Genomic DNA, 19,806 nt, shown 5'->3' on the forward strand with positions numbered 1-19,806 from the left:
CGCAAGTATAGCGCCTGACAGGTGTTTCTTCTCAATTACGACGCAGTGTGTTTTGCCGTTTTTTACCGTGCTTTTGTCGTTGTTTTATGTGATTTGTTTGCGGATAATGTGGGTTAGTTGTTCAACTGTGAGGTGCTTATGATTGTCCTGTGGTTGGTTCTGGTCATCGTCTTCATTGTGCTGGCGACGGCCAAGTTGAAATGGCATCCCTTCCTCGTGCTCCTGCTCGCCTGCTTTGTGACGGCCTTCTGCTATCAGCTGCCGTTGACTGGCAAAACCGGCATCGCCGCCGTTATCGGCACGGGGTTTGGCAATATTCTCGGCTCAATCGGTCTGGTCATCACCCTGGGAACGATTATCGGCCTGGTGCTGGAAAAGACCGGGGCGGCGCTGGTCATGGCGGAATCGGTGGTGAAGGTCATCGGCCCGCGTTTCCCAACACTTGCCATGTCAATCGTCGGCGCAATCGTTTCTGTGCCGGTGTTTTGTGATTCAGGCTTCGTCATCCTGCATTCGTTGAAGGAATCGCTGGCGAAGCGGATGAAGGTGTCATCGGTGGCGATGAGCGTCGCTCTTGCTACTGGTCTTTATGCCACGCATACGTTTGTACCGCCGACGCCGGGACCGATTGCCGCCGCCGGCAAGCTCGGGCTGGAAAATCAGCTGGGGCTGGTCATCGGTATGGGTCTGCTTGTCGCCGTCGTGCCGATTTTGAGCGGCTGGTGGTGGGCGAACCGCTTTTTGCATGAAGCGCCGGACGGTGCCGCTACTGCTGCGGATACCGCCGCTGTCGACAAGGCACAGGCGATTCGCGACGGCTACGGCACACTGCCCTCGCCTGCCGCTGCTTTCATGCCGATTGTGGTGCCGATTGTGCTGATTTGCCTCGGCTCAATCGCCGCTTTCCCGACGCATCCGTTTGGTGACGGCACGGCGCTCGAGACATTTACTTTCCTCGGCACGCCGCTCAATGCGCTGCTGATTGGTTTGTTCCTCTCCTTCCTGCTGCTGCGCGGTGACAAGTTGGCGCATATTGGCACGATTATCAGCGACGGCATCGCCACTTGCGCGCCGATCTTGCTGATTACCGGCGCAGGTGGCGCCTTCGGCGAGGTGTTGAAGGCAACGCCGGTCGCCGCTTATGTCGGCGAGACACTGAGCCGCAGCGGAGTCGGGCTGTTCATGCCGTTTATCGTCGCCGCCGCGCTGAAATCGGCGCAGGGTTCGACCACGGTCGCACTGATTACTACCGCTGCCATCGTTGAACCGCTGCTGGCGCAAATGGGGCTGGACAGCGAAATGGGCCGCGTGATGTGCGTGATGGCCATCGGCGCCGGAGCGATGACGGTATCGCACGCCAACGACAGCTTCTTCTGGGTCGTCACCCAGTTCAGCCGCATGAGCGTCGGCCAGGGCTACCGCACGCAGACGACCGCCACCGCTATTCAGGGTATAAGCGGTATCGTTTGGGTATGGCTACTTAGCAAGATGTTCCTATGAAAATCGTGATTGCGCTGGATTCTTTTAAAGAATCGCTGACAGCGGCAGCGGCCTGCGATGCGGTCGCGCGCGGCTTCCGTGCCGTGTTGCCACAGGCGGCATACCACTGCGTGCCAATGGCCGACGGCGGCGAAGGCACGACGGCAGCGCTGGTCGCGGCGCGCGGCGGCGAGTGGCGGGAAGTCCTTGTGCAAGGTCCGCTTGCTCGTCCCGTCACCGCCCGTTATGGCCGCCTGCCCGATGGCAGCGCGGTGATGGAAATGGCGGAAGCAGCCGGCTTGCACCTGCTTGCCCCCGCCGAACGCGATCCGCGTCTGACCTCCACCTTCGGCGTCGGCGAAATGCTGCGTCACGCGCTGGCCGGCGGCGCGCGCCACATCATCCTCGGTATTGGCGGCAGCGCAACCAACGACGGCGGTGCGGGGATGCTGCAAGCGCTCGGCGTGCGCCTGCTGGATGAGAAAGGCAGCGAGCTGCCACGCGGCGGGGCAGCATTATCCCGCTTGGCGCGCGCCGATTTCAGCGATCTGCTGCCCGATTTGCGCGACTGCACCCTGCAAGTCGCCTGCGACGTGAATAATCCGCTCTGCGGCGAACGCGGCGCCAGCGCTATTTTCGGCCCGCAAAAAGGCGCGGATGCGGCGACTGTCGCCGAGCTGGACGCCGCCCTGGCTCACTATGCCGCCGTGCTCACCGCTGCCGGCCTGCCCGATAAACGGGAAACGTCCGGTACCGGTGCCGCCGGCGGTCTGGGCTACGCGCTGGCACTGCTCGGTGCCGAACTTACCTCCGGCATCAGTCTGGTGATGCAGGCAGCGGGACTGGCAGAGGCCTTGCGCAATGCCGATCTGGTCATCACCGGCGAAGGACGGATTGACGGGCAAACCCGCCTCGGCAAAGTGCCGTTTGGCGTGCTGCAACTCGCCCGCGCGCAGGGCGTGCCGGTGATTGCCCTTGCCGGCGTCCTCGGCGCAGGCGCAGAAACCCTGACCGACGACGGCTTCACCGCCATTTTCCCCTCTATCGCCACCCTCGCCCCACTCGCCGATATCCTGGCGCAGGGCGCGGCAAATCTTGAACGCACCGCGCGGCAAATCGCCGCTGTGTGGCAACTGGGACGGCGCGGCTGAGCCGCGCCCTTTGCCCGTCTTCCCGTGCTGTGGCACAATTTCGCCCGCCATTTCTTTAACATTGCAGATAAGACAAATATGACGAGCGAAATCACGATAAATCCCAACGATGTACAAATCGAAAACGGCTGGAAGACCGCCCTTTACGACGAATTCGGCAAACCCTACTTTGTCCGCATCAAGCAAATCCTGATGGATGCCAAGGAAGCGCACATCCCCGTTTACCCGCCGGGCGGCCTCATCTTTAACGCCTTCAACCGTACCCCGTACGACAAAGTACGCGTGGTCATCCTCGGTCAGGACCCTTACCACCAGCCCGGACAGGCGATGGGGCTCTCCTTTTCCGTGCCGCATGGCGTGCGTGTACCGCCCTCGCTGCAAAACATCTACAAAGAACTCGAACGCAGCATTCCCGGCTTTGTTCCTCCCGATCACGGCGACCTGAGCGCCTGGGCGGATCAGGGCGTGCTGCTGCTCAACGCCAGCCTCACCGTTGAGCGCGGCAAAGCGGGCAGCCACAGCCGCATCGGTTGGCAGACCTTCACCGATGCCGTCATCGAAACCCTGTCCAAAGAACGCAGCGACATCATCTTCATGCTGTGGGGCAACTACGCCAAGGACAAAATCCGCCTGATCGATGCCGACAAGCACTACATCCTCACCGCCGTGCACCCCTCGCCACTGGCGGGCAACGGCTTCATCGGCTGCTCACACTTCGCCAGCGCCAACCAGATCCTCGAATCGCGCGGCGAAACACCGATTAACTGGCAGGTGTAAGCGCTGCCGCCATCCACAAAAAACCCGCTATCCAGCGGGGTTTTTTCTTCATGTACGAGGGCCGGGCAAAGCGCAGCGACGGCAAAACCCAATATTCGTCCCGCTTGATGGGTTCTGTATTGACACCGCTTGACAGGTTTTGATCGTGTACGAAGTATCTGGCTATAAAAAACGGCGTCCCGCAGGCCGCCGTTTGCGTGGGCATGTTCTGAAATCAGAATTCGTGCCGTAGCAGGATTTTTGTCAGATAACTGTGTTCATCCCCCTGGGTGCGGTATGCACCTTTTACTTCGGCAAAGGTACGTTTGCTGAAATAATAGCGGTGTCCCAAATGGAATTGCTGCCAGTTTCTTTGTTTATCGTAATCCAGCATTTCCCAACCGGCGCGCAATTTCTGTGAGCCGAATGAATAATCGGCAGACGTGGCAAAGAAATCGCCAAAACTTGCATGGTGCTGATAGTCAAAAGCGAGTTCCAGCGATTGTTTTTTGTCTTTATTCTCGAAAGGCGTGTAGGCGATAGATGCCCCTATAATTTCATTTGTCTTGCCGCCTAATTCCGTTTCAATAGCATCCACGCTCGTCCGCTGATAACCCAGTGATGTATCCAGCCCATGCCCTTTATAGCCAATTGCCGCGTCATAAGCATTAAAGGCGCGCGTCTTGCCACCTTTAATCACTTCATGCCTGCCATCGAGAATGCCATCAACGGCAAACTTGAATCCGCTGCCGCCAATCTTGTCGAGATCGTAGCGAATCACTTTACCGGGGCGCGCAAGACCAATTGCGGCATCATCGAATACCGATTTGCCCATATAGCTTTTCCATACGGTTGCCTGCCTTCCCAAAGTCAATTTGCCGAAATTGCCTTTCAAGCCGATATAGCCTTCGCGCAAACCATTCAACCCGCTGCTTTCTTTCTTTTCTTTATGGGTCATATAGATATTGAAAAATGCCTGCAACCCATTGCCCAAAGCCTCTTCGCCTTTAATCCCGACACGGACATGGTCGCTAAGATAATCCGCACGTGTTTTTTCTTCTTTGTTGCGGTCAGTTACGACCACCCCTTGTGATATTGAACCATATAAAGTCGCACTGCTACCGCTATCCTTGTCGGCGGCAAAAGTTGTGCCGCCGACAACAGTGGGTAAGACAAACATCAGCAAAGTCAGATGATTACGTATAAATAACAAGTCCTCTCATTTAGATTACGGATGCGCAAGCATAGCGATAACTTTAAGAAACCACAACAGGAATCCGGCTGACGGCAAGAGACGGTGCGGCATTGCTGCGTTTTTTGCCTTATGCCCCTCTATCGTTGCAGGGGCAGACGGGGATGATGGCGGTGTAGTGGCTGGGTGTGGTCACGATTTCCGCCTCGATTTCATAGACTTTACGCAGGCTGGCTGCCGAGACGATTTCGGCGAACGCGCCCTGTCCGGCGACGTGGCCTTTGTGCAGCAGCAGGATGGTCTGGGTATGGCGTGCGGCGAGGTTGAGGTCGTGGATGGCGATGACCACCAGCGCACCGGTGCGCGCGACGTAGGCATTCAGGCGGTCGAACACCTGCATCTGGTGGCGGATGTCGAGCGCGCTTGTCGCTTCGTCGAGCAGCAGCAGCTTGGGTTCGCGCAGGAGACGCTGGGCGAGGAGGACAAGTTGCTGCTGGCCGCCGGAGAGTTGCGTCATGCAGCGGTCATGCAGGTGGCCGATGCGGAAATCTTCCAGGATGGCGGCAGCGGCGTCGATATGCGCACTGCCCACGCGCAGGCCGAGGTGGTCGTGTTTGCCGAGCAGCACGGTTTCCAGCACGCTCAGTTCGGCTTCCACGCGGCTGTTCTGCGGCATAAAGCCGATGTCGCGCAGGTTGACCGGCGCGTTTTGCCAGCTGATGGTGCCGCTGTACGTCTGCACGGTGGCAATCGCCTTGATGAGGGTGGATTTGCCGGTGCCGTTCGGGCCGATGAGGCCGACGATTTGCCCGGGTTCGAGGTGGGCGTTGATGTCGGCGAGGATGTTGGTGTGTCCGTAATTGACGCGGACGTGTTCGAGGATAAGGCTCATGCTGCGCTCCTTCTGCCGTTGCGGATGATGATGGCAAAAAGCATCGGCACGCCGGCGACGGCGGTGATGATGCCGACGGGGATGCTGCCGGACGGCGAGATGATTTTGCCGAAGACGGCGGCACCGATGAGGATGACGGCTCCGGTAACGGCGGCAAGCGGCAGGGCGAAGCGGTGGTCTTCGCCGACGAGCGAGCGCGCCATATGCGGCGCAATCAGGCCGACGAAGCCGATGGTGCCGACGAAGGACACGGCGGCGGCGGTCAGCAGGGCGACGGTAATGAAGGTGCGGCGGCGCAGGCGGTCCACACGAATGCCGAGGCTCAGTGCATTGGCATCGCCGAGGCGCAGGGTAGTGAGCGCCCAGGTGTCGCGGATGATAAACGGCGCGCAGAGGGCGATAACGGCAGTGATGACGGTCACCGAGGTCCAGCTCCCTTTGAGCAGGCTGCCGAAGAGCCAGTACACAATTTGCTGCAAGGCTTCCGGGCTGGCGATGAATTGCAGCAACAACTGGATGGACTGGAAGAAGAAGAGCACGGCGATGCCGCCCAGCACGAGGATTTCCGGTGCGGCGCTGCGCAGGATGGCGATGAGGTAGATGAGGCCGCAGGCGGCAAGCGTCATCAGGAAGGCGCTGGTGGGGACGATAAGGAACTGGTAGTAGCCGTGGTGGGCGAGGCCGGGCACGAGCCCGCCGAACATGATGGCCAGTGCCGCGCCGAAGCCTGCCGCTGCCGAGAAACCAAGGGTGAAGGGGCTGGCGAGCGGGTTGGCGAGGATGGTCTGCATCTGCAAGCCGGCGAGGCCGAGGCTGATGCCGACGAGGATGCCGGTCAGCGTCTGCGGCATGCGCAGCCCCCAGAGGATGGTCACGAGTTTGCGCAGGCGCACTTCTTCAGCGAGAGCGTCGCGCAGCCCCTGCCACAGGGCATCGGGCAGGAATGATGCCGACGGCAACGCGTTCAGCAGCGTTTCGGCGCGCACACTGCGGCTTTTGTCGTAAAACGGCCCGGCGTGCAGCGCCTTGAAAATGTCGGCAAGCGGCATTCCGGAAGGGCCACTGGCGAGATCGGCGAGGGTAAGGAGGAGCAGGATGACGGCAGCGGCAACGAGGATGAAGAGACGCTTGTCTGTACCGTGGCGGTAATGCGCGTGCAGGGAAGGTGGGGGCATAGAGGTTCCTATGGGTGAATGGGATTAGGCAGCCGCCAAGCGGGATAAATCCTGGGCTCGCGGGCTGCCGCCAAGCGGGATAAAACCTGGGCTCGCGGGCAGCCGCCAAGCAGGATAAACACTGGGCTCGCGGGCTGCTGCCAAGCGGGATAAACACAGGGCTCGCGGGCTGCTGCCAAGCGGGGTAAACACTGGGCTCGCGGGCTGCTGCCAAGCGGGATAAACACTGGGCTCGCGGACTGCCGCCAAGTGGGATAAACATGGGGTTCGCAGCCTCTCAGGAAAGCAGGCGCAGGTGTACGCTCTGCCCGTTGGCGACGGCTTGTTGCAGCACGGGTTCGAGCAGGTTGATGTCGTCCAGCACATCTTCCAGCCCGCAGGCTTCCAGGTCTTCATCGAAGCTGTCGGGGTGGGCGGTGTAATGCTCGCGCAAGGCGCAGATACTGCGCAAAAGGCCTTGCGGGTCATGCCATTCGGCTTCGACGCCGTCGTGCTCTGCGCGCATCTCTTCGGCCAGCGCCTGCATCTCTTCGGCATGGCCGTTTTCTTCGATGAAGTCGGCCAGCACGGCATCAAATTCATCGCTGTGCAGGAAATCACCCATATCGTCAACCAACTCAGCACTATCGACAAATTCGCTGATGCGGGTGACACCGAGGACATCGCATTGATCATCCAGGGTTTCTTCGGCAAAGAAGAAGCCGGGCAGGTCTTCTTCCACGGCGGTCTCGTTGCCGTCACGGTCACGCAGAATTAGCCAGAGGGTCATCATGATGGGCTCCTGGGTCATGAATGGACGGAAGCCCGCGCGTTGCCGCGCGGGCGATGGTTTTATTTGTGATACTGCGTCATGAACACGCCATCAGCGGGGATGGGCAGCCATTTCTGGTAGTAATCACGCAGGTTTTGCACGGGATCCACATCCTTGAAGGCTTCCGGATAGAGCTGCTTGGCGATGAATTGCGCATAGACGTAATCCGCCAAAGTGCGCGCGCCGCCGTGGTAAAGGGCGAAGACTTCCCCTTTCTGCACAGCCGGCAAATCCGCCCAGCCGGGGCGTTTGAGGTAAGCGGCGATGCGTTCGTTCACGATTTTTTCATCCGCACCGAAGCCGACGGTCACCGCCTGCGGCTTGTTCAGCCATTCGGAACCGGCGAGGAAGATGAGGTCGGGCGCTTCACTGATGATGTATTCAGGACTGAGCGGGCCGGAGCTGCCGATCTGGTCTTTGGCGATGTTCTGCCCGCCGAGCTGGGTGATAAGCGCGCCCCACATAGCATTGCCATAGCTGTTGCCGAAGGTGTCCACGCCGTCGCGCGCCAGTTCGACGTACACTTTTTTCGATGACGGTTTCAGCGAGGCGATGCGTTTTTCAATATCGGCGAAGGCGTTTTTGTAGTTATCTGCCAGTTCTTTGGCGCGTTCTTCCTGACCCAGCAGGGTGCCGAGGGCAAGGGTGGAGGTGACGTGCTTGTCCACGGTTTGCGCGTTGTAATCAAGGACGACGTAAGGAATGCCTGCGGTGTCAAACTGTTTGACCGATTCGCCGAGGGCATCGTAGTTCCAGGCCGCAAGAATGACGAGATCAGGGTTGGCGGCGATGACCTTTTCGATGGAAAAAGTGCCATCTTCGGTGTTGCCGATATCGGGGATGTCTTTCAGCTTGGGCAGGGCTTTTTCATAAAGCGCGTATTGCTGTGGCCGCCAGTCTTTCCAGGTGGAAAGCGCAAGGGCGACGACTTTGTCCATGGCGTCTTTGCCGCCGATGGCGAGATAGTCTTCGTAGTAGAAGCCGAGAACGACACGTTCAGGCACTTTGGGGACGGTCACGGTACGGCCTTTCACGTCAGTCGCGGTCAAGTCGGCGTGGGCGGTGAGCGCGCTCAGGGTCAGCGCGGCGGCAAGGAGCAGTTTTTTCATGCGGAACCTTTTGTTTGTAAGGGGAAATGTGAGCACGGCTGTGCGGTCGCGATTATAGGTTAAGGATTTTGCGGATGCGATCGTTTCTTATCCTGTTGACCGTGTGCCACTGCAGCGAAGCGGCTATAATTTCCTCACATCTCACCAAAACCAAGGAGCACATCATGCCTATCGATCTTTCTTCCCAGTTCAGCGGCGGCACCGTCTTCATCATCGTCCTGATTATCCTCGCATTTTGGTTTGGCCGTCGTGCCATCCAGATTGTGGATCAGGGCACGGAACGCACCGTGCTCCGTCTTGGCCGCTACAACCGCACCCTCGAACCCGGTTTCCACTTCATCGTACCGCTGTGGGAGCGCGCTGACCGCAAGGTCAACATGAAAGAAACCGTGCTGGATGTGCCGCGTCAGGAAGTCATCACCAAAGACAACGCCCAGGTAACGGTGGACGGCGTCGTCTTCTTCCAGATTACGAACGCCGCCCGCGCCTGCTACTCGGTGGACGATCTCGAACTCGCTATTCTCAACCTCGCCACCACCAACCTGCGTACCGTGGCCGGCTCAATGACGCTTGACGACCTGCAATCACAACGCGATGCCATCAACGTCCGCCTACTCGGCATTATCGACGACGCCACCGATCCCTGGGGCGTGAAAGTCACCCGCGTCGAAATCAAGGACATCACCCCGCCCGCCGATCTTGTTGACGCCATGGCGCGGCAGAAAAAAGCCGAACAAATCAAGCGGGCGCAAATCCTCGAAGCCGAAGGGCAGCGGCAGGCGGAAATCCTGCGCGCCGAAGGCCTGAAACAATCGCAAGTGCTTGAAGCCGAAGGCCGCAAAGAAGCTGCCTTCCTTGAAGCCGAGGCGCGCGAGCGGCAGGCGCAGGCCGAAGCACGGGCAACAGACATGGTCTCCAAAGCCATCGCCGAAGGCGGCACCAACGCCATCAACTACTTTGTTGCCCAGGAATACGTGCGCGCGCTGGCCAAATTCGCCGAAAGCGAGCAGCAAAAAACCGTCTTTATGCCGATGGAATCCAGCGGCATCATCGGCGCCCTCGGTGGCATCGCAGAAATGTTCAAACACGGCAAAGACGACTCGCAGCTGGGTAAACGGGCATGAAACGGCTGGCGCTGAGTCTGGGGCTCGCCCTCAGTCTGACGGCGACGGCAGAAACCCCGCTGGAAACGGCAAAAGCCGCTTTCGAGCGGGGCGATGCGGCAGAAGCCGTGCGTATCTACAGCGCCCTGGCCGCAGACGGCAATGCCAAAGCGCAATACAACCTGGCGTATTGCTATCAGGAAGGCCTCGGCATCGCTGCTGATCGCACTAAAGCCCGCACGCTGCTGCAACAAGCCGCTGCGCAGCACCTGCCCGAAGCCGAATACCGCTTCGGTCTCCTGCTCCTCTACGGCACGGACGGTGTCATCACCTACGAAGCCCCGGCCATGCAGTCATACAACACCCCGTCACCGCCAGTGCGCAGCTACGCCATGGCCCTCATCAACCGTGCCGCCGCACAAGCGTACCTGCCCGCCATCGAAGAACTGGCCGCCATCTATGACCGGGGCATCGGCATCCCCGCCGACAGCCGCCGCGCCGTCTACTGGTACCACCGCGCTGCCGCAAAAGGCAGCACCGCCGCCCAAAATACCCTGGCCTATCACTACCTGCGTGCGGATGGTGTCGTGCGCAACTGCCCCGTCGCCCGGCAACTGCTCGAACAGGCCGCCGCCGGAGGCGACTGGGCGGCAAGCGGTGAACTGTCTGCCCTGTACCGCAACGGCGAATGCGTCGAAAAAAGCGCGGTGCAAGCCGAAATCTGGCAGAAAAAAGCCCGCGACACCTATCTGCGCGCCACCCACGGACAAGGAAAATGACTCCCCTCCCGCCCGAACTCCCGACAGACCGTAACCGCTGGTACTACAGCCGCTTGCTGGGCGGGGCGGCGCTTGTCCTCATCAGCACCACCACCTTCGCCCTCTATCTCTACAACCCCGACCTTTTCCGCCGGGAAAAAGTGCAGACCATCAACATCCCCATCGCTGACCTGCCCGCGCAGGCGGTGGAAACCCCGCACGACGCACCCGATGACGACCCCATCCGCCACTGGCAGGAACAGGCCGTGCAGGGCGACGCCGAAGCCCAATACCGTCTCGGCCTCGAATACCTGAATGCGCCCTACCCCGTGCAGCGTCGTGCCGGGCTGACCTGGCTGCGCGAAGCCGCCGCCCAGCACTATCTGCCCGCCGAAGAAACCCTGATGAACTACCTCTGGGACAAAAACCGCGCCGAGGCCGAACGCTGGCTGCAACAGGCGGCGGAAGAAGGCTCGCATGATGCGCAGACTGCCCTGGCGGAAAGTCTCACTCCGCCCGACCCCGCCGATAAAACGACGGACAAACAGCCATGAAGCGCCGCCCGCCCTGGCTCGACTGGGCCACCGAACTGCAAAGCCTCGCCCAGGCGGGGCTGGCCTACAGCAAAGACCCCTTCGATATCGAACGCTTCGCCCGCATCCGCGCCATCGCTGCTGAGATTCTGCACCACCACACAGACCTGCCCGCTGAAAAAATCCGCGACCTCTTTTGCAACGAAAGCGGCTACCAAACCCCGAAAGTGGATGCCCGCGCAGCCATCATTGATGACGATGCCCGCATCCTGCTCGTGCAGGAAAACAACGGCCTGTGGGCGCTACCTGGCGGCTGGGCCGACATCAACCACAGCATCGGCGAAAACGTCGCCAAAGAAGCCCAAGAAGAAGCGGGGTTGGACGTCATCCCCGAACGCCTTATCGCCGTGCAGGACCACGCCCGCCACAACCACCCTGCCAACGCCTACACCATCTACAAAATCCACATCCTCTGCCGCGCGGTAGGCGGCACCTTTCGCGCCAACAGCGAAACCATCGCCAGCGCCTGGTTCACCGAACACGACCTGCCACCGCTCGCCGAAAACAAAACCACCGCCGCACAAATCGCCCTCTGCTATGCCGCCTGGCGCGATCCCCACTGGCAACCGCCCTTTGATTAACCCAACCACAAGGAAAACCCATGTTTGAACCCGCATACTGGAACTGGCTCATCCTCACCGGCGTCTTCATGCTGATTGAAGTGCTGACCGTCTCCTTCTTCTTCCTCTTTTGGGGCCTTGCGGCGCTGGTGCTCGTCATCATCACCTTTGCCGCCCCCGGGCTCGACTGGCACTGGCAGGGCGCCATTTTTGCCGCGCTCTCGCTCATCGCCATCCTGCTGTGGCGGCAACTGGCGCGCCGCTGGCAAAGCCGCAAAGACGACGCCGCCTCGTTGCTCAACAAACGCGGCGCCCAATACATCGGGCGCGAATACACGCTCGACACCCCGGTAGAAAACGGCTACGGCAAGCTGAAAATCGGCGACAGCCTGTGGACCATCAACGGCGAAAACCTGCCCGCCGGCACCACCATCATCATCACCGCCGCCGAAGACAACCACCTGCACTACCGCAAAAAATAACGCTCATGTGTGCGCCTGAACCGCACAAACACCGTAGGGTGGGCCTTGACCCACTGGGTTGAAGCCGCCCTACCCCATCACCGTTTGCGCGCTTTACCGCCCTGCCCTCCCATGAAACACTACCTCCTCCTTATCCTCACCTTTTTCTTTATTGGTACCAGCCACGCCGCCATGCCCGAACTCCAGCCGCTGGCGGCGGGCGGTGCCTACGCCAACTTCACCTTCCATAACGTCCGCTACGGCGTCTATCGCGCCGATCCGGCGAAACTCACCCTGCACTGGAAAAACGCAAAAGGCACGCCCTACGCCGGCCTCGGCACCCTGCGCCGCAGCCTCGAAGCGGAGGGCAAACGCGTCATTTTTCTGACCAACGCCGGCATTTACAGCGCGAACGATGCCCCGGCGGGTCTGTGGGTCGAAAACGGGCAAACCCTCGTCCCGCTCAACACCAGAAACGGCAAGGGTAACTTCCACGTCCAGCCGAACGGCGTCTTCTATATCGAAAACGGCCGCGCCCACATCAAAACCACCGCCACCTACCAGCTAGTCCCACACCACCCGCAATGGGCGTTCCAGTCCGGCCCCATCCTCATCCTTGACGGCCAGATAAACCGCCGCTTCAACCAGACCCACAGCAGCCCGCACAAACGTAACGCCGTCTGCACCACCGACGACGGCGGCCTCTACTTCATCCTCAGCGAAAACTACGGCTTCGACGGCGAATGGCCCAGCCTTTACCGCTTCGCCGCCGCGCTGCAACACATCGGCTGCACCCAGGCGCTCTACCTCGACGGCACCCTCTCCACCTGGTACATCCCAACCGTCAGCAGCACCTTCCACTGGACCCACCTCGTGGGCATCATTGCCATCACCGACACCCCACCATGAGCGAAAACACCTACGCCGCACTCGACCTCGGCTCCAACAGCTTCCACCTCCTCATTGCCCGCGCCGACAGCGACGGCATCCGCGTTGTCGATAAAATCAAGCACATGGTGCGCCTCGGCGAAGGATTGGACGACGACAACCGCATCGACGAAGCCGCCTGGGCGCGCGGCATCGCCGCATTAACCCAAATGGGGCAGCGCCTCGCCGAGATACCCGAAGACCACTGCCGCGCCGTCGGCACCAACACCCTGCGCGTTGCGGCAAACGGCGACGCCTTCCTTGCCGCCGGCGAAGCCGCGCTCGGCAAACCCATCGAAATCATCAGCGGCAGCGAAGAAGCGGCGCTCATCTACCTCGGCATCAGCGCCCACAACCACTTCACCGAACGCAGCCTCGTCATCGACATCGGCGGCGGCTCCACCGAAATCATCCTCGGCGAAGGCAATACCCCGCAAACCCTGCGCTCGCTCACCATTGGCTGCGCCAACATGGCCAAGCGCCACTTCCCCAAAGGCAAAATCACGAAAGCCGCCATCAAAAAAGCCTGCGACTACGCCGGTACCATCATCGAGCCACACATCCGCACCTATCTTGACGGCGAACCGTGGCAGCGCGTCGTCCTCAGCAGCGGCACCGCCAAAGCCATCGCCCGCGTCCTCAAAAGCGACCTCATCAGCCGCGCCGACCTTGAAACCCTGCTCGACAAACTCGCCGACATCGGCAGCGCCGACAAACTGCCGAAAAAACTCGGCGTGGATGACGCGCGCGCCTTCGGCTTCACCGGCGGCGTCTGCATCCTCGCCGCCCTCTACCAGCACCTCTGCATCGCAGACGCCATCGTCAGCCAGGAAGCCCTGCGCGAAGGCGTGCTGCTCGACCTCATGGGACGCGGCGACAGCAGCTACGACGAACGCGATGCCACCACCCGCGCCCTGCAACAACGCTTCGGCGTCGATACCGCACAAGCCGAACGCGTCGCCACCCTCGCCACCCACCTCAACCGCCAGCTGCCGGAAAAAACCCCGTCGCGCTTCGTCCCGCTCCTGCACTACGCCGCCGCCCTGCACGAAATCGGCTGGGCCATTGCCCGGCACGACCTCGACAAACACGGCGCCTACATCCTGAAAAACGCCGACATGCCGGGCTACTCGCGCCTGATGCAGGACATCACCGCCATCCTCGTCAAAGCACAGAAACGCAAAATCCCGGACAAAGACATCGCCGCGCTACCAGAAGCGCACCACGCCTGGGTATGGCAAAACACACTGGCACTGCGCCTCGCTGTGCTCATCCAGCGCAGCCGCAACCCGATCGCCGCCATCGACTACCCGGACATCCGCCGCTTCGACGACACCTACCGCCTGCGTTTCCCGGACGGCTACCTCGCCGCCCACCCGCTGACCCGCGCCGACTTGCAGGAAGACCAAGCGCTGTGGCAGGCGGAAAGCCCCTACAAACTCGACTTCGAATAACCGCCAGCCCAGTATTGACGCCGCTTGGCGCGTGCCCAACTCAAATCTTGCACGAAAAAAAGCCCTTATCCCCGTGGGGGAAGGGTTGGGATGGGGGTTAGACAAATCCGCGAAGCGACAAAACCCAGCAACAACGCCGCTTGACGGGCTCAGCAATTACACCGCTTGGCGCGTGCCTAACTCAAAACTTGCACGAAAAAAGCCCTTCTCCCCGTGAGGGAAGGGTTGGGATGGGGGGTTAGACAAATCCACGAAGCGACAGAACCTAGTAACGACGCTGCTTGGCGAGCCCAGTATTTTCGCCGCTTGGCGCGCCCAGTATTGATGCCGCTTAGCGGGCCCAGCAATTACACCGCTCGGCGTCTCCAGATGTCGCCAAGCGGCGTTTCCCCGTTACGGCACTCAGCGCGCGAAATCCTCCGGCAGCAGAATCTTGCCGCAGTCATCCGTCTCGCCCACGCGGATTTTGCGCAGATAGCAGGTGCGGATAGCTGCCGTCGCTTGCAGGGCAGCGAGATTTTCTTTGAGCTTGCGCGCGGCGTAATCGGGTTTGTAGGCAACGGATAGCACCACGGTCTTGCCGTCACCCGTCTTTACCTGTCCGAGATAAATATATTGGCCGAGAACAAAATCGGCGGAAGCGACATAGGCCAGTTCATCATCAAGATTCAAGATAGTGCTCATAAAAAAACTCCGGATACGAAAGGGAGCGCCATCATCCGCCTCCGCGCAGCCATCGTCCATGACCTGCGGCAAACCCCGCCGCCCGGCGGCAGACACCTTATAATGCGCGCCGTTACCACCCTACCCTTCAGGACTACTTTCATGACCCTTTTGCACGACACGTTCCGCCATCTCGATACCACCCGCCTGCCGACCCCCTGTTTCGTCGTCGATGCCGCCCTGCTCGAACGCAACCTGCAACTCCTGCACCACGTGCAACAGGAAAGCGGCGCAAAAGTCCTGCTGGCGCTGAAAGGCTTTGCCATGTACCACTACGCGCCGCTGATTGCCCGCTACCTGTCCGGCGTGTGCGCGAGCGGCCTGCACGAAGCGAAACTTGGGCGCGACTATTTCGGCGGCAAAGTGCACACTTTCTCCGCCGCTTACCCGGCTGCGGATATGGCGGAAGTGCTGGCGCTCTCCGATCACGTCATCTTCAACTCGTTCAGCCAGTGGCAGCGCTACCGCGAGCAGGCGCTCGCTGCCGCCAAACATAAGCCGCTGCACTTCGGCCTGCGCATCAATCCGCAGCAATCGGAAGGCGCGGTGGAAATCTACGACCCCAGCGCCCCCGGCTCACGCCTCGGCATCGTGCGTGATGCCTTCCGTCCGGAGCTGCTTGACGGCATCAGCGGTCTGCATTTCCACAACCTCTGCGAGCAGGACGTGCCGCCGCTGCAACGCACCCTCGCCGCCGTTGAGCGGCAATTCGGCGAGTTCCTGCCGCAAATGCAGTGGGTTAACTTTGGCGGCGGGCACCACATCACCCGCGAAGACTATCAGGTGGACGAACTCATCACCCTCATCCGCGCCTTCCGCCAGCGCTGGGGGGTGGAGGTTATCCTGGAACCGGGTGAAGCAATCGCCATCAATACCGGCGTGTATGTCACCGAAGTGCTGGATGTGACCAAGAACGGTATCGACATCGCCATTATCGACGGCTCATGCAGCGCGCACCTGCCGGACGTGCTGGAAATGCCCTACCGCCCGGACGTGCTCGGTGGTGCTGCGCCGCACGACAAGGCGCACACCTACCGCATCGGCGGCCTGACCTGCCTCGCCGGCGACGTCATCGGCGATTACAGCTTCGACCACCCGCTTACCGTTGGCGAACGTCTCATGTTCATGGACATGAGCCACTACACCATGGTCAAAACCAACACCTTCAACGGCGTCAAACTGCCCGCCATCGTCGCTTGGGACAGCCGTGACGACAGCCTGACCACCGTGCGCAGCTTCGGCTACGACGACTTCAAAACCCGCCTGTCCTGACCCCCACCACCAGAGAGCACACATGAATATCGGCATCCACAGCGACCTGCACACCGAATGCAGCCTCTGCACCATCAGCAATCTTTCCGAACTCGACGTCCTCATCCTCGCCGGCGACATCGGCGATCCGGCCACCGTCCGCCTTTTCTTCGACTACCTGCGCCGCAAGACGACAAAACTGCCGGTGCTCTACGTCCTCGGCAACCACGAATACTACGGCTTTGCCATCAGCGAGGCGAAAGACATCTACCGCAGCATCAGCCAGGAATACGGCATCACCCTGCTCGATGACGAAAGCATCACCCTCAACGGCATCCAGTTCAGCGGCACAACCCTATGGAGCGACTTCACCCTGGCGGATAAACCGGCAGACGCCATGCGCTGGGCAGACGAAGTCCTGCCGGATTTCCGCGAAATCTATGATGACAACGGCGAACCGCTAACCCCGCAAAAAATGGTCGCCCTGCACAAACAAAGCTGCGCCTTCCTCAAAGAAGCCCTGCAACAGCCAGCGGAAAAACACGTCGTCATCAGCCATTTCCTGCCGCGCAGTAACCTCATCGCCAAGCGGCACTATCACAAAAAAGAAGGACTAACCCGCTCGGCCTATTGGGCGAACGAACTGCCGGAATTGACTGCCCGCGCCGATCTCTGGGTTTACGGGCACAGCCACGACAACATCAACACCTACATCGACGGCACCCGCTTCGCCAGCAACCAGCGCGGCTACAGCAAAGCCTACGACGGCAGCGAGCTGCGCGACTACAACCGCGAATACTACATCCTCCTCTGACGCTGAAGCCGCTTCCCGCTCAGGCGCCGCCTGCCCAGAAATACTGCACGCAGTGGAAGAACACCGGAGCGGCGAAGCACAGCGAATCCATGCGATCGAGCATACCGCCGTGCCCTTCGATCAAATGCCCCCAGTCTTTCACGCCGCGATCGCGTTTGATGGCCGACATCACCAGTCCGCCGAGGAAGCCCATCACGCAGGTCAAAAAGGCGATAGCGATGGCTTCCGCCGGGCGGAACGGCGTAATCGCATAAAGCGCGCCGCCGAGCAGCGCCGCGCTGCACACCCCGCCGACCGTGCCGATGACGGTTTTTGACGGCGACAACATCGGCAAAATCTTGCGTTTGCCAAACAGCTTGCCCCACACATATTGCAACACGTCGCTTGCTTGCACGACCGCTACCAAAAACAGCAGCAGCAGAATATTGTGCGAATAACCGGGGATGCGCAGATTCAGCAGCGCCGGAATGTGCGAGATGCAATACACCGCAATCATCACCGCCCACTGCGCCGTCGCCGCGCGGCTCAGGAAATAGCGACTGTCGCCGGACAACGATGCCGCAATCGGCATGAACAAAAACGCATAGACCGGAATAAAAGTGAGGAACAGGCTCAAACTGCCCCAGAACACCAGCAGGTATTGCAGCGGCAGCACGAAGTAATAACACAGCACCAGCACGCGATAATCGCTGCGACGACTATACAACAGCGACAGAAACTCGCGCAACGCAAAAAACGACACCAGCCAGAACAACACAATCGTGCCACCACGCCCCAAGGCGAACGCCGCTGCCAGTACCGCCGACATCACCCACCACGCATGCACGCGTGAGCGCAGGTTGAGCAGGGTTGAGGTCGCCCCATAGCGGGCAAACAAAAGACGCGTCGTCACGCTCGCCGTACACAAAATCGCCAGCATCGTAACAAACAGCCACAGCACCGTATGCTCATTCATAATCCACGCTCCTCTTGGCGCAGCACCGGCTGCAAGGCAAGTAACGACGCCTGCGCGAAGGCAAGAAAATCTTCCTTCTCCGGAAAATCACCGCCCCGGAAGGCCTGGCCGAAACGCACACTGCACAACATCGGCACCGGCAGCAGCTTGCCCTTCGGCAGCACGCGCTGGATATTGTGAATCCACACCGGCACCAGCTGACAATCCGGCCGCGCTTCCGTCAAATGAAAAATCCCGCTTTTGAACGGCTGCAACAGCACATTGTCGTTACCGTTGCGCGTACCTTCGGGGAAAACCAGCAAATCCGCGCCGCTATCCAGTGCCGCCACCATCTGATTGACTGCTGCCTGCGGTTCGCCGCTCTTGCGCGTAATCAGCACCATGTTGAACACCTGATGGGCGATGAAACGGCGCAGCGGCGAGGACTGCCAATAATCGGCAGCGGCAACGGGGCGCACCTGCCGCCGCAGGATGAGCGGCAGCGATACCCAAATCAGCATGAAATCACCGTGGCTGTTGTGATTGGCGTAATACACCCGCCCGCCCGGTGAACGCTCGCGCAAATGCGGCAAAGGCTGTGAACGCGCCCCCGTCAATAAAATCACCAGCCAGGACAATAATTTGTCCACCAACAGGGCGAGCCAGCCACCCTCACGACGCGATCGCAAACGCATGGAATTTCCCCATGAAGAAACGGTAAAAATAGTAAAAACGGCGGAGATTATAGCGGCTTTGCCACATACTCATGGCACAAGGCATGCGGTGGCAGCCGCTGCTCTCTCTGGCGGCGGTTGCTAGCAATCTTACCGCTGCTCAGGTTCAAGCGCACGCTGCATCGCCACAAAATAGGCTTGCAGCGCTTCTTCACCAAAGCCCGCACCATAGGCGAGGAAAGGGGGATTGATGGTAGAACGGGCACCATAACTGCCCGGAAGGTTACCGTAATAGCGCAGACCGCCGCCTGCTTCGCGCAGCAGGATGTCGCCTGCGGCGGTATCCCATTGACTGGTGGTGGGAGAAAGTTTGGGGTAGATGTCGGCATGACCTTCGGCGATGGCGCAGAACTTGAGGGCGCTGCCGCAACAGATGTGGTGATAATGACCAAAATTGGCGTCGAGATAGTCGCGCATGATGCGGCTGAGACGTGCGCGCGCGGTAATGATAGTCGGCAGCGACGGCGCATGACGGCAGTGCAGGCGGGCATGTTCCGTGCCATCGTACTTGTAGGCCCCTTTATCATGCAGGGCATACCAGTAAGCACCACCAATTGGCGCATAAATGAAACCAAGAGATGGTTTGCCGTGCTGTATCCGGGCAATAGCAATGCAGAATTGGCCGCTGCGTTCAATGAATTCGCGCGTGCCATCAATGGGGTCTATCAACCAGTAATCGTCAGGCGGATGCTGATGCACACGGGCATCAGATTCTTCGCTAAGACAAGGCAGATCCATCAAGTGCGGCAATCCGCGCACGAGCATATCATGCGCAGCGAGATCCGCCTCGGTCAGCGGGGTATGATTGTCCTTGACCCGGACATGGTAGCTATCCGGATGATCGTAATATGACAAAATCGCCGCCCCCGTCTGTGCGGCGAGGGCGGCGATTTCGGCAATGAGGCGCTGTTCGTCAGCGTTCAGCATGT

21 protein-coding genes are annotated in these 19,806 nt (G+C 60.1%); 12 read left to right on the plus strand and 9 right to left on the minus strand.

What is annotated here, in order from left to right:
• Positions 1-138: 138 nt before the first annotated feature.
• The 3 genes from LG374_RS03330 (at position 139) to ung (ending at position 3,407) form a co-directional block, all read left to right on the plus strand.
• The gene (locus LG374_RS03330) at positions 139-1,500 is read left to right on the plus strand and encodes a GntP family permease (RefSeq protein ID WP_225756385.1); all 1,362 of its coding nucleotides are present in this window, start codon (positions 139-141) and stop codon (positions 1,498-1,500) included.
• Complete coding sequence (locus tag LG374_RS03335) at positions 1,497-2,630, plus strand: glycerate kinase (protein ID WP_225756386.1); 1,134 nt, start codon at positions 1,497-1,499, stop codon at positions 2,628-2,630. Before LG374_RS03330 ends, LG374_RS03335 begins: the two co-directional genes overlap by 4 nt.
• Before the next feature lie 78 nt (positions 2,631-2,708).
• The gene (ung, locus tag LG374_RS03340) at positions 2,709-3,407 is read left to right on the plus strand and encodes a uracil-DNA glycosylase (protein WP_225756387.1); all 699 of its coding nucleotides are present in this window, start codon (positions 2,709-2,711) and stop codon (positions 3,405-3,407) included.
• A 214-nt stretch (positions 3,408-3,621) separates the two neighbouring features.
• On the opposite strand, the gene LG374_RS03345 is transcribed toward ung, so the two are convergent.
• The 5 genes from LG374_RS03345 to LG374_RS03365 form a co-directional block, all read right to left on the minus strand.
• A complete protein-coding gene (locus tag LG374_RS03345; RefSeq protein WP_225756388.1) occupies positions 3,622-4,599 on the minus strand; it encodes a porin in 978 nt (325 codons plus the stop codon).
• 109 nt (positions 4,600-4,708) lie between these two features.
• Entirely contained in the window at positions 4,709-5,470 is a 762-nt protein-coding gene (locus LG374_RS03350; protein ID WP_225756389.1) for an ABC transporter ATP-binding protein, read from the minus strand.
• On the minus strand, positions 5,467-6,645 hold the full coding sequence (locus LG374_RS03355) for an iron ABC transporter permease (RefSeq protein WP_225756390.1): 1,179 nt from the start codon (positions 6,643-6,645) through the stop codon (positions 5,467-5,469). Before LG374_RS03355 ends, LG374_RS03350 begins: the two co-directional genes overlap by 4 nt.
• A 277-nt stretch (positions 6,646-6,922) precedes the next feature.
• Positions 6,923-7,417: a hypothetical protein gene (locus tag LG374_RS03360; RefSeq protein ID WP_225756391.1), complete on the minus strand. Its 495-nt coding sequence runs from the start codon at positions 7,415-7,417 to the stop codon at positions 6,923-6,925.
• A 59-nt stretch (positions 7,418-7,476) separates the two neighbouring features.
• Positions 7,477-8,565 carry an ABC transporter substrate-binding protein gene (locus tag LG374_RS03365; RefSeq protein ID WP_225756392.1) on the minus strand — a complete coding sequence of 363 codons (1,089 nt, stop codon included), beginning with the start codon at positions 8,563-8,565 and terminating at the stop codon, positions 7,477-7,479.
• A 164-nt stretch (positions 8,566-8,729) separates the two neighbouring features.
• Between LG374_RS03365 and LG374_RS03370 the strand changes: the two genes are divergently transcribed.
• The 7 genes from LG374_RS03370 (at position 8,730) to LG374_RS03400 (ending at position 14,421) form a co-directional block, all read left to right on the plus strand.
• Positions 8,730-9,689, plus strand: a complete 960-nt coding sequence (locus tag LG374_RS03370) for an SPFH domain-containing protein (RefSeq protein WP_225756393.1) — start codon at positions 8,730-8,732, stop codon at positions 9,687-9,689.
• Positions 9,686-10,447 (plus strand): tetratricopeptide repeat protein, encoded by a 762-nt coding sequence (locus LG374_RS03375; RefSeq protein WP_225756394.1) that lies wholly within the window; start codon positions 9,686-9,688, stop codon positions 10,445-10,447. Before LG374_RS03370 ends, LG374_RS03375 begins: the two co-directional genes overlap by 4 nt.
• The gene (locus LG374_RS03380) at positions 10,444-10,980 is read left to right on the plus strand and encodes a tetratricopeptide repeat protein (RefSeq protein ID WP_225756395.1); all 537 of its coding nucleotides are present in this window, start codon (positions 10,444-10,446) and stop codon (positions 10,978-10,980) included. The genes LG374_RS03375 and LG374_RS03380 overlap by 4 nt, the downstream gene beginning before the upstream one ends.
• Positions 10,977-11,600, plus strand: coding sequence for an NUDIX hydrolase (locus tag LG374_RS03385; RefSeq protein WP_225756396.1), 624 nt, complete (start codon positions 10,977-10,979; stop codon positions 11,598-11,600). The genes LG374_RS03380 and LG374_RS03385 overlap by 4 nt, the downstream gene beginning before the upstream one ends.
• Positions 11,601-11,620: 20 nt before the next feature.
• Complete coding sequence (locus tag LG374_RS03390) at positions 11,621-12,061, plus strand: NfeD family protein (RefSeq protein WP_006986353.1); 441 nt, start codon at positions 11,621-11,623, stop codon at positions 12,059-12,061.
• A gap of 111 nt (positions 12,062-12,172) precedes the next feature.
• Entirely contained in the window at positions 12,173-12,949 is a 777-nt protein-coding gene (locus LG374_RS03395) for a phosphodiester glycosidase family protein (protein WP_225756397.1), read from the plus strand.
• Positions 12,946-14,421: a Ppx/GppA phosphatase family protein gene (locus LG374_RS03400; RefSeq protein WP_225756398.1), complete on the plus strand. Its 1,476-nt coding sequence runs from the start codon at positions 12,946-12,948 to the stop codon at positions 14,419-14,421. The genes LG374_RS03395 and LG374_RS03400 overlap by 4 nt, the downstream gene beginning before the upstream one ends.
• Positions 14,422-14,823: 402 nt before the next feature.
• On the opposite strand, the gene LG374_RS03405 is transcribed toward LG374_RS03400, so the two are convergent.
• The gene (locus LG374_RS03405; protein WP_225756399.1) at positions 14,824-15,105 is read right to left on the minus strand and encodes a hypothetical protein; all 282 of its coding nucleotides are present in this window, start codon (positions 15,103-15,105) and stop codon (positions 14,824-14,826) included.
• Positions 15,106-15,246: 141 nt separating this feature from the next.
• On the opposite strand from LG374_RS03405, the gene nspC reads away from it, so the two are divergent.
• Positions 15,247-16,416: a carboxynorspermidine decarboxylase gene (gene nspC / locus LG374_RS03410; RefSeq protein WP_225756400.1), complete on the plus strand. Its 1,170-nt coding sequence runs from the start codon at positions 15,247-15,249 to the stop codon at positions 16,414-16,416.
• A 22-nt stretch (positions 16,417-16,438) separates the two neighbouring features.
• A complete protein-coding gene (locus tag LG374_RS03415) occupies positions 16,439-17,209 on the plus strand; it encodes a metallophosphoesterase (RefSeq protein WP_225756401.1) in 771 nt (256 codons plus the stop codon).
• Between the two features lie 19 nt (positions 17,210-17,228).
• On the opposite strand, the gene LG374_RS03420 is transcribed toward LG374_RS03415, so the two are convergent.
• From LG374_RS03420 to LG374_RS03430, 3 genes are all read right to left on the minus strand, one after another.
• Complete coding sequence (locus tag LG374_RS03420; protein ID WP_225756402.1) at positions 17,229-18,164, minus strand: phosphatidate cytidylyltransferase; 936 nt, start codon at positions 18,162-18,164, stop codon at positions 17,229-17,231.
• Positions 18,161-18,838 carry a lysophospholipid acyltransferase family protein gene (locus LG374_RS03425; RefSeq protein ID WP_225756403.1) on the minus strand — a complete coding sequence of 226 codons (678 nt, stop codon included), beginning with the start codon at positions 18,836-18,838 and terminating at the stop codon, positions 18,161-18,163. The genes LG374_RS03420 and LG374_RS03425 overlap by 4 nt, the downstream gene beginning before the upstream one ends.
• 129 nt (positions 18,839-18,967) lie before the next feature.
• On the minus strand, positions 18,968-19,804 hold the full coding sequence (locus tag LG374_RS03430; protein WP_225756404.1) for a 3'(2'),5'-bisphosphate nucleotidase CysQ: 837 nt from the start codon (positions 19,802-19,804) through the stop codon (positions 18,968-18,970).
• Positions 19,805-19,806: the final 2 nt, after the last annotated feature.

Source organism: Cardiobacterium sp. Marseille-Q4385 (genome assembly GCF_916618745.1).
Lineage (GTDB): Bacteria > Pseudomonadota > Gammaproteobacteria > Cardiobacteriales > Cardiobacteriaceae > Cardiobacterium.

Bases quoted from the DNA above. Each gene is read 5' to 3' on its own strand.
- LG374_RS03360 (WP_225756391.1), bottom strand. From the start codon at position 7,417: ATGATGACCCTCTGGCTAATTCTGCGTGACCGTGACGGCAACGAGACC.
- LG374_RS03400 (WP_225756398.1), top strand. From the start codon at position 12,946: ATGAGCGAAAACACCTACGCCGCACTCGACCTCGGCTCCAACAGCTTC.
- LG374_RS03425 (WP_225756403.1), bottom strand. From the start codon at position 18,838: ATGCGTTTGCGATCGCGTCGTGAGGGTGGCTGGCTCGCCCTGTTGGTG.
- LG374_RS03405 (WP_225756399.1), bottom strand. From the start codon at position 15,105: ATGAGCACTATCTTGAATCTTGATGATGAACTGGCCTATGTCGCTTCC.
- LG374_RS03375 (WP_225756394.1), top strand. From the start codon at position 9,686: ATGAAACGGCTGGCGCTGAGTCTGGGGCTCGCCCTCAGTCTGACGGCG.
- LG374_RS03390 (WP_006986353.1), top strand. From the start codon at position 11,621: ATGTTTGAACCCGCATACTGGAACTGGCTCATCCTCACCGGCGTCTTC.
- LG374_RS03395 (WP_225756397.1), top strand. From the start codon at position 12,173: ATGAAACACTACCTCCTCCTTATCCTCACCTTTTTCTTTATTGGTACC.
- LG374_RS03430 (WP_225756404.1), bottom strand. From the start codon at position 19,804: ATGCTGAACGCTGACGAACAGCGCCTCATTGCCGAAATCGCCGCCCTC.
- LG374_RS03335 (WP_225756386.1), top strand. From the start codon at position 1,497: ATGAAAATCGTGATTGCGCTGGATTCTTTTAAAGAATCGCTGACAGCG.
- LG374_RS03415 (WP_225756401.1), top strand. From the start codon at position 16,439: ATGAATATCGGCATCCACAGCGACCTGCACACCGAATGCAGCCTCTGC.
- nspC (WP_225756400.1), top strand. From the start codon at position 15,247: ATGACCCTTTTGCACGACACGTTCCGCCATCTCGATACCACCCGCCTG.
- LG374_RS03355 (WP_225756390.1), bottom strand. From the start codon at position 6,645: ATGCCCCCACCTTCCCTGCACGCGCATTACCGCCACGGTACAGACAAG.
- ung (WP_225756387.1), top strand. From the start codon at position 2,709: ATGACGAGCGAAATCACGATAAATCCCAACGATGTACAAATCGAAAAC.
- LG374_RS03380 (WP_225756395.1), top strand. From the start codon at position 10,444: ATGACTCCCCTCCCGCCCGAACTCCCGACAGACCGTAACCGCTGGTAC.
- LG374_RS03385 (WP_225756396.1), top strand. From the start codon at position 10,977: ATGAAGCGCCGCCCGCCCTGGCTCGACTGGGCCACCGAACTGCAAAGC.
- LG374_RS03420 (WP_225756402.1), bottom strand. From the start codon at position 18,164: ATGAATGAGCATACGGTGCTGTGGCTGTTTGTTACGATGCTGGCGATT.
- LG374_RS03365 (WP_225756392.1), bottom strand. From the start codon at position 8,565: ATGAAAAAACTGCTCCTTGCCGCCGCGCTGACCCTGAGCGCGCTCACC.
- LG374_RS03330 (WP_225756385.1), top strand. From the start codon at position 139: ATGATTGTCCTGTGGTTGGTTCTGGTCATCGTCTTCATTGTGCTGGCG.
- LG374_RS03350 (WP_225756389.1), bottom strand. From the start codon at position 5,470: ATGAGCCTTATCCTCGAACACGTCCGCGTCAATTACGGACACACCAAC.
- LG374_RS03370 (WP_225756393.1), top strand. From the start codon at position 8,730: ATGCCTATCGATCTTTCTTCCCAGTTCAGCGGCGGCACCGTCTTCATC.